Origin of the sequence: Methylophaga sp. UBA1464, from assembly GCF_002325665.1 — a bacterium.
Classification (GTDB): Bacteria; Pseudomonadota; Gammaproteobacteria; order Nitrosococcales; family Methylophagaceae; genus Methylophaga.
On the sequence record NZ_DCSO01000065.1, the window covers coordinates 14941 to 22837 of the forward strand.

The following is a 7897-nucleotide window of genomic DNA, read 5'->3' on the forward strand; positions in this document are numbered from 1 at the left end:
GCACTTTCCCGGCTAATGGCCAGAATGATAGCTGTCATCATCATGCCTTTGACCAGTTGATTGGGTAAATTAATATCCCTTGATATAAGCCATAAAAAAACCGTCAGACAACAATAGATACCTATGTGAATAGCGGTATTGGTTATTTCCTGACCAACCCCTTCCAGCCAGTTTGAAACTTCCGGTAAGAAATACGCATACGTGGCACCGGCAATCAGACCCAGCAGAATGGCCTTGATCAAAAAGCGACGTGATTGCTGGCTAACCGTGGTAAATGCCATAAACAGACTGACCACCATCGCCGCTTCAAGTACTTCCCGTAACACCAGAATGACGCTATTGAGCAGCATGGTTATTTACCATCTTCTTTGACAATGATTCTGCCCTGAGCTGTTTTGGGGAAGAATTCTCCAAAAAACGGATAAACGCCAGGTTTTAAGGGCCCAATAAAAATAATTGCCTGGGTATTTCCCGGAATGACCTTTTCGCGATTGAGTTCATAACTCTCAAACTCTTCGGGTGTCGCATCCTGGTTTTTAACCAGTAATTTCACCTTGGTATTAGCTGGGATAACCAATTCATCGGGATAGAACAGATGATCTTTTATCACTATTTCAAAAACCGGAGGTGCTGCATAACTATTTAATGAAATCATAAAGATAGCTATGCATGTCAATAATTTTTTCATCATTTATTCAACGCTGCGGGAAAATCAATCACGACCTTAAGGCCGCTTTCAAATGCTGAATTGGTAAGTTTGATATCAGCATGGTGCATTTCAATAATATGTTGAACAATAGCCAGTCCCAGACCGCAACCGGGTAATTGCAGATCACTGTTTTCGTTCTGGTAGCGATAAAACCGGTCAAAAATCCGCTCATACTGGTCTGCTGGAATGCCCGGTCCATCATCCTCAACAATTAAACGCACGCCTTTTTCAGTTGGGTGAACTTGAATCAGAATATGTCCGTTTGCTGGAGCGTATTTACTGGCGTTATTCAGCAGATTCTGTAGCAGTGTTTCCAATGCGAAAACATGACCTTGCATCATCGCGGATTCACCTATTAATTCAACATGCTGCTGTCTTTTTTCAAATTGCTGATAATCCCGTGCAATCACATCGCTGGTTATTTTATATAAATCGATTGATTCATCCTTAGCGGCAATTTGCTCTGGCGCAGTGCGATAGAGCATCAGGATCTGATTCACCAGATGGCCCATTCTATCGACAGACGCTTGCATAAGTTGCCAATCTTCGCTGTCATCACCATAGGTTTGTCGCAGGTTATGTAAATGTATTTGAAGAGCACTGATAGGGGTACGTAATTCATGTGCTGCATCTGCAGCAAATCGTTGTTCACGTTGAAAACTCTGATCAAGTCGCCAGAATAGCTGGTTTATAATTTTGACCAATTGGCTCATTTCAATTGGCAGATCTGCCAGTTGAATTGGCTTTAAATCATCCGCCTGTTTGCTGGCAAGTTGTCTGGAAAGATTTTTCAGAGGTTTCAAACCCGTGCCAATTAACCACCAGATTAAAATAGCCGCGATAACAATGCCGAAAAAAGCCGGCAAAATGGTGGCTAATACGATATCTTCTGCCATAGAACTGCGAACATCGCTCCGCTCTCCGACGATAATCCACCGTTGAAGCTGGGGATCCGGATAGGCATAGTTATGCCAGCGAAAGCCGTTAAAATTAACGTCGTAAAAGCCTTTTTTAAAGGGGCTGAGTGCAATATGTGGCGCGGTACTCGAACGAGTTAACAGTTGACCCTTAGCATCCCATATTTGAAAAAACAAATAATCACTGGTGGGGCTTTGAGCCGAATCAGAAGTGGTTTGAGCAACATTTGCTGATGCAATTAATTCAGCGGTGTTAACCAACCGTTCATCAAATAAATCTTGTGCGGTTTCGATACTGGACTGGTAGCCTTTCAGTAATGACACAAACATCACCAATATTAGTGTGGCGACTAATATCAGCAGTAAATATAATCGAATAGATTTCATGTGTTGCTAATTTGATAACCTACTCCGCGAATGGTTTTAATAAACCCTTCCGGAAGTTTTTTGCGTAAATGATGCACATGTACCTCAATGGCATTACTGGTCACTTCTTCACCCCAGCTATAGAGCCTGGATTCCAAACTGTCCCGGGTCTGGACCCGTCCAGCGTTCTCCATCAGGATTTTCAGCAACATAAATTCACGCCGTGGTAATTCAACCAATGCGTTATCAACATTCAGCTGCATGGTTTTGCTGTCCAGGATGACGGAGCCTATCTGTAATGCCGCGTGTTGCTTACTGCTTAATCGACGTTCAAAAACCCTTAACCTGGCGAGCAGCTCATCAATATCAAATGGCTTGGCCAGGTAATCATCGGCACCCGCATCCAGTCCAATAACCCGATCATTAATACTCCCGCGTGCTGTTAACACCAGTATCGGTAAGGCGGCATTAATCTTGCGGATTTCGGCAAGTACAGCTGTGCCATCCATATCCGGTAACCCCAAGTCCAGAATCACAATATCTGGCGGGGTGGTTTTAATACTATTAATTCCCTGACGCCCCAGACTCAGATGATTTACGGTAAACCGATCTTGGCGCAGCGAGCGGATAAGGCCTTGCGCCAATGACAGATCATCTTCAATTAGCAGTATTTGCATCGATTTGGTCATTCATATGTTTGCTCACTTCAGCCAACGCCTTGTCGATTTCCATTAAACGGCCTTTATCTGCCAGTGGTCTATCTGCTCTGGGAGCCGCTTTTTTAGCAAATAACAAATACGATTCAGCTTGTTTATAGTGTTTTTTATCCATTAAAAACAAGGCATAAAAATAATTACTATCAATACCTTGTGGGTTTAATCTCAGAGCATTTTTTAATAGTTTTTCTGCGGTGGTTTTATCCCCGAAGCCCAACGGCCAACCCGGAACCTTGTAATACAAAGTGCCCAACGTAGTATAGGCCGAACCGTTCAAGGCCTGATCATCAATTTCAATCGCTTTTTCCAGATCAGCTTTAGCTGTTTTGGCCATGGATAACGCGCCAAGCCCCCCTTTTATCCCGGCATAACTGGCATAGATAATCCCCCGCCAGATTAATACGTCTGGCTGTTGTGGCGATTGTTTTTTAATTTCATCAGCCTTTGCTGTTAATGACTCAAATGCGTCAATCTGCTGTTTGTCTGTTAATTCATAATTGGCATGTTCCCAGGCCGATTGCAAAGGCAATGCTTCAGGCGAGATCGCCTGAGCGGATAAACTGAACATTCCAAATACCACACTGTAAAGAATGACATACCCTTTTTTCATTTTGCTGCTCCTGTCCAATAACGCTGAATCACGGGGAGTTTTTTGGCTAAGCCTTGATCCACCCAATGACTATTAATTGAATTCAGCCAACCGAAAAAGCGTTCCGGCCAGCCTAAAAACTGCTCATTGCGATGTGTTTGCTGAAAAAAGTCGATGAACTGTTTTGCGACGGTTTCAACTTTATCGCTATGATTACCCAGCGCTTTATTCATGGCTGTCACATTGGCATCATTCATCGCGGTGCTAATGGTGCGTGGTGCAAACAAACGTACCTTGATGGTGGTATCTGCTAATTCACGACGCATCGCTTCGGTAAAACCTCGCAACCCAAATTTACAGGCACTGTAGACACTGAACCCCGGAAAGCCGAGTCGGCTGAATGCCGAGCCGATATTGATGATCTGAGCGTTATCCGCTTTTGCCAGGATGGGAAGTAATAATCGTGTCAACTCGATAGGTACCAGCAAGTTCGTCATAAGCATTTGTTGCACAGTAGTTTCGTTCATCTCTTTGAGAGGGGCGAAATGATTGTTGGCAGCATTGTTAATCAATGCATCAATGCCAGCGGGAAATTGCTGGCAATAGGAAAGCACAGCCTGACGACCATGACTGGTGGTCAAATCGCTGGCGACACAATGGTGCTGACCACCCAATGTTCGATTAAGCTGCTCCAATTTAAGATGATTCCGTCCGCAAAGAACCAATACAACACCTTGGGCAGACAACGCTTTGGCCAGTGCTGAACCCAGACCACCGGTTGCTCCTGTTAAAACGATCGTAATTGGTTTTGAATTCAGTGGCGTATTCATAGCGTGAGACTCCGGAAAATATCGCCATACAACTGATAAAACATTTTTGCGCTGTGAATTATCTGCTGTTGTGCCAATGGATCGTCTATTCGGTTCATCAATCCCTCGAAGAACTTCACATGTTCCTGATCCAGCGCACCATGCGAACGTAAATAACTAAAGGCTTTGTCAGGTAAAAACAACGCATTCTGAATCGCTGTCGCGGCATTATCTGCGGTAGCAATACTGGTGCCCTCAAGGACATGCACCATGCCAAAAAATCCCAGTGGGTTAACTCGAAAAACGGTATCGTAGGCATAGGCCACCATCACCTCGGTGGCAGGATTGGGACGACTGTTTCGCACCAATTCCTTATCGTGACCACAAGCAGCGATATCATTCAGGATCCATTCCTGATGCCCCAGCTCTTCCTCAATATATTCGGCAACGGCTTCACGCAACCACTCGTATTGCTCTGGCAATTGCGATCCAACAGCCATCAGTAACGGCACGGTATGTTTTACATGATGATAGGCCTGGGTCAGAAAGGCGATATACAGATCCAGCGTTACTTCCCCACGCATTGTTTGTTCGATAATCGGGGCAGAAAACAAATGTTGTCGTTCAACATCTGTCTGCTGGCAGAGGGTGTCAAAAAATCCCATATTGTGGCTCCTGGTAGATGGATTCCAATTCATTTTGAAACAAAGAAAAAATTTGATTGCGCCGTGGTCGGCCATTGGCCGTGAGCAGTCCAGCTTTCGCTGTCAGTGGCTGTTCAATTCGCAGCCATTTGATAATTTGTGCATAGGCAGGCAGCTTGTGATTGACCTTTAATAGCCAATGTTCAAGTTCGACATCGCTTAAACGGGTATAAATCAATGCCGTACAGTACGGTTTCGCATCACCAAATAAAACGCATTGCAGGATTTCCGGGTGTGCCAGAACCTCGCTTTCCACCCACTCAGGATTGATATTTCGGCCATAACTGGAAATCAGCAGCTGTTTTTTACGGCCATGAATCACTAAAAATCCATCCTGATCCAGATAGCCCATATCACCGGTAGATACTCTATTTTGTTGGGGTGAGTTGATGCCAATGTAGCCCAGGAAAGCATTGCCAGTGACCATGATTTCACCCTCTTCAATCTGGATGTCGACATGTGGCAATAGCTTGCCCGCTGTTCCAGGCTTGTCTTGTGCAGGTGTATTGAGACTGACTACTGAGCTGCACTCCGACAAGCCATAGCCTTCATATACTGGTAGTCCAAACTGGCGAGCACGTTCAATCAGTTCTCTGGCAACCCGGCTTCCTCCCACAGCAATAAACCGTAGGGATTCTGGTGGTTGCCAGTCCTGCTCAGCTGCCAGGACCAAAGCTGATAATAATTCCGGAACCAGAATCAGACTTTCTGGCTGGTAATGGGAAAGCGTGGTCAGTAATTGATAAAGCTTGCCTGACAGGCTGCCGGAAAAGCCGGTTTCCTTCATGCCGAGTAATATCACTTCTCCACCACTTAATAAGGGTGTGTAAAGTCCGGCAATGTTTTCCAGCAATGTACTTAATGGCAGTAATGCCATATGCCGTACATTTTGCATTTGCAGTACGCTTAATAAACTCTGACTGACCTGGTATTGATTGTCATTACTCAGGCAGACTCCTTTTGGATCGGCTGTTGATCCTGAGGTGAAGGTAATCTTTGCTGTGCCTGCAGGTAATGTGATGTAAGACTTACCTCGACAGGCCGTAAAGCGCATCATCAGACTGTTCACAAAATGGCTTTCAGCCAGAACATCGGCATCTATCGTTAAAGGGCGATCATGAACCAGCCCAACAGCACCAGCACTCTGCAAGGCATGTTGTAGCTGATCCGGGGTAAAAAATAATGGCAAAGGCAATAAAATAATACCGGCGCGTTGTGCGGCCAGATCCATGATCAACCATTGCAAGCTGTTATCTGCCAGTAATCCGACAACCTGATGTTGATATTCCATTAATTCTGCAGCGACTGATTCAACCTGCTGCATCAATTGCTGCCGCGTCAGTTGCTGAAGACCATCCCCCACACATATTTTGTCGGGCTGCTCTGTTGCCAGCATTTCCAGAGATTGTAAAATTTTGCTGCTCATTTACTGATCATCCTGGCGGTGTTATGGACAAAATCCTTATGGGTATCCAATAGCGATTGAATGACATGATGTTGTAGCAAATGCTCGATTGCTGACGGCAGATTGCCGGCAAGAACGACGGGGTGATGAGAGTAATAACTTCCCCACTGCTGAGTTTTATCAATCAGTAGTTGAGGATCGGCTTCGCCTAAAGTGAATGTTGTGAGCTGTAGCCGGGCGATGAGATGTCGGACCTGACGTGTTGCGGTAAACACAACCCACTGATAATCGGCCTGATGCAATACGGCTGCCAGCAAAATAAATAATAATGGACTGCCACTGTTGAAACTGGCAGCCAGATTACCGATTTCCACAATGTCCGAACGACTGGTTTGAATACCATGCAGTTTCAGTGTTTTTTCGATGGGGTGTGCAAGATACTGTTCAAGAAACAATGGTTGCTGCTGAACCGGTTGGAAACCAATCGCCGAATCAATTACATCATCCATCTGACTGGCAATAAAATACGGTAAAAAATGCTGTATTTCAGCGCCAAAAGTCTGATTAAAACGCTCGCTGATAAAGGCTTGCACCGCTATATGTTCAATTGACTGATTATCAATTAAAGACAGTGATTTATGCGGAAACAACAAACGTTGTTGCCAATGTCTCGCTGCGGAGGGTGTCGAACTATTTAATTTGGTGGCTTCCATAAATCATCTCCTGATGTTTATGGTTGCCTAGAGTAAAGCCCGTTACTTAAGAAAAACTTAAGCTATTTTTTAATGCATTCAGGTTTAAGAAAAATATAAAAAAAGCCTGAAAACTATCTGACTGAAAGTTTTCAGGCCTATACATTTATATCCTGTTTAAGGAGTCAAGTCAGTTCGACCCAGCGGCATATCATAGCGTTGTTCCCGATATAACCAGGATGGCAATAAAACATGTGACAGCGCTTTGCGTTCATCTGCCGTTGATGCCGGTCCTACAATTTCCAGTTGACGGGACTTCGGTGAGTAATAGCCTTCAAGTGCAGAATTTTGCGGCCTGAGTACCGTTACTTTTTCACCGTGCATCAGAGCGAAATAATCAGCGAACTGCATCAACGCACGACCGGTGGACTGCTGTTCACTGTCTAGACTTAAATCACGTCCAATCATCGGCGTTTCGGCATTGACTCCCATTAATGACAATAAGGTTGGTGCCATATCAATCTGACTGGCAACTGTTGGTATGCGCCGTGGCTGAATATCAGCACCTAAAATTAAACCGGGAATTTGAAAACGTTCAATGGGCACGAGTGCATCGCCATAAACGTTTAAATCATGATCAGCAATCACCAGAAATAAGGTGTTGTCCCAGTAATCACTCTGCATCGCCTTATCAAAAAACTGCCCTAGCGCATAATCGGCATATTTCACCGCATTGGTATTACTTTGTTTGACAGGGTTATCCAGTTCAATACGGCCATCGGGAAATTCATAAGGCGAATGATTACTCGAGGTAAATACCAGACTGAAATAAGGCTGACCCTGGGCATGTTTTTGTTGAATCTGCTGGTGCGCTTTATTCAGTAAATCCTCATCAGATACACCCCAACTTCCAGTAAAAACCGCATGTGGGTAATCATGTTGATCAATGACTGATTCAAAGCCATTGCCAATAAAGAAACTCGCCATATT

At 44.6% G+C, this 7897-nt stretch carries 9 protein-coding genes and 1 pseudogene; all 10 read right to left on the reverse strand.

The window, feature by feature from the left end:
* Window positions 1-350: pseudogene (locus B3O33_RS07930) on the reverse strand (iron permease); the annotation flags it as partial.
* Window positions 351-352: 2 nt separating this feature from the next.
* Window positions 353-691, reverse strand: coding sequence for a cupredoxin domain-containing protein (locus tag B3O33_RS07935; protein ID WP_292359453.1), 339 nt, complete (start codon window positions 689-691; stop codon window positions 353-355).
* On the reverse strand, window positions 688-2013 hold the full coding sequence (locus tag B3O33_RS07940; RefSeq protein ID WP_292359451.1) for a sensor histidine kinase: 1326 nt from the start codon (window positions 2011-2013) through the stop codon (window positions 688-690). Before B3O33_RS07940 ends, B3O33_RS07935 begins: the two co-directional genes overlap by 4 nt.
* Complete coding sequence (locus B3O33_RS07945) at window positions 2010-2669, reverse strand: response regulator transcription factor (RefSeq protein ID WP_292359449.1); 660 nt, start codon at window positions 2667-2669, stop codon at window positions 2010-2012. Before B3O33_RS07945 ends, B3O33_RS07940 begins: the two co-directional genes overlap by 4 nt.
* A complete protein-coding gene (locus B3O33_RS07950; protein WP_292359448.1) occupies window positions 2650-3318 on the reverse strand; it encodes a tetratricopeptide repeat protein in 669 nt (222 codons plus the stop codon). Before B3O33_RS07950 ends, B3O33_RS07945 begins: the two co-directional genes overlap by 20 nt.
* A complete protein-coding gene (locus tag B3O33_RS07955) occupies window positions 3315-4127 on the reverse strand; it encodes an SDR family oxidoreductase (protein WP_292359446.1) in 813 nt (270 codons plus the stop codon). The genes B3O33_RS07950 and B3O33_RS07955 overlap by 4 nt, the downstream gene beginning before the upstream one ends.
* Entirely contained in the window at window positions 4124-4771 is a 648-nt protein-coding gene (locus B3O33_RS07960; protein ID WP_292359444.1) for a TenA family transcriptional regulator, read from the reverse strand. Before B3O33_RS07960 ends, B3O33_RS07955 begins: the two co-directional genes overlap by 4 nt.
* On the reverse strand, window positions 4758-6236 hold the full coding sequence (locus B3O33_RS07965; protein WP_292359442.1) for an AMP-binding protein: 1479 nt from the start codon (window positions 6234-6236) through the stop codon (window positions 4758-4760). Before B3O33_RS07965 ends, B3O33_RS07960 begins: the two co-directional genes overlap by 14 nt.
* The gene (locus tag B3O33_RS07970) at window positions 6233-6928 is read right to left on the reverse strand and encodes a thermostable hemolysin (protein WP_292359440.1); all 696 of its coding nucleotides are present in this window, start codon (window positions 6926-6928) and stop codon (window positions 6233-6235) included. The genes B3O33_RS07965 and B3O33_RS07970 overlap by 4 nt, the downstream gene beginning before the upstream one ends.
* Before the next feature lie 156 nt (window positions 6929-7084).
* Window positions 7085-7897 (reverse strand): LTA synthase family protein (locus tag B3O33_RS07975; protein WP_292363354.1); only part of this gene is annotated, 813 nt, incomplete at its 5' end.

Excerpts from the sequence above, each read along its gene's own strand:
- B3O33_RS07935 (WP_292359453.1), bottom strand. The coding sequence starts at position 691 with ATGATGAAAAAATTATTGACATGCATAGCTATCTTTATGATTTCATTA.
- B3O33_RS07940 (WP_292359451.1), bottom strand. The coding sequence starts at position 2,013 with ATGAAATCTATTCGATTATATTTACTGCTGATATTAGTCGCCACACTA.
- B3O33_RS07945 (WP_292359449.1), bottom strand. The coding sequence starts at position 2,669 with ATGCAAATACTGCTAATTGAAGATGATCTGTCATTGGCGCAAGGCCTT.
- B3O33_RS07950 (WP_292359448.1), bottom strand. The coding sequence starts at position 3,318 with ATGAAAAAAGGGTATGTCATTCTTTACAGTGTGGTATTTGGAATGTTC.
- B3O33_RS07955 (WP_292359446.1), bottom strand. The coding sequence starts at position 4,127 with ATGAATACGCCACTGAATTCAAAACCAATTACGATCGTTTTAACAGGA.
- B3O33_RS07960 (WP_292359444.1), bottom strand. The coding sequence starts at position 4,771 with ATGGGATTTTTTGACACCCTCTGCCAGCAGACAGATGTTGAACGACAA.
- B3O33_RS07965 (WP_292359442.1), bottom strand. The coding sequence starts at position 6,236 with ATGAGCAGCAAAATTTTACAATCTCTGGAAATGCTGGCAACAGAGCAG.
- B3O33_RS07970 (WP_292359440.1), bottom strand. The coding sequence starts at position 6,928 with ATGGAAGCCACCAAATTAAATAGTTCGACACCCTCCGCAGCGAGACAT.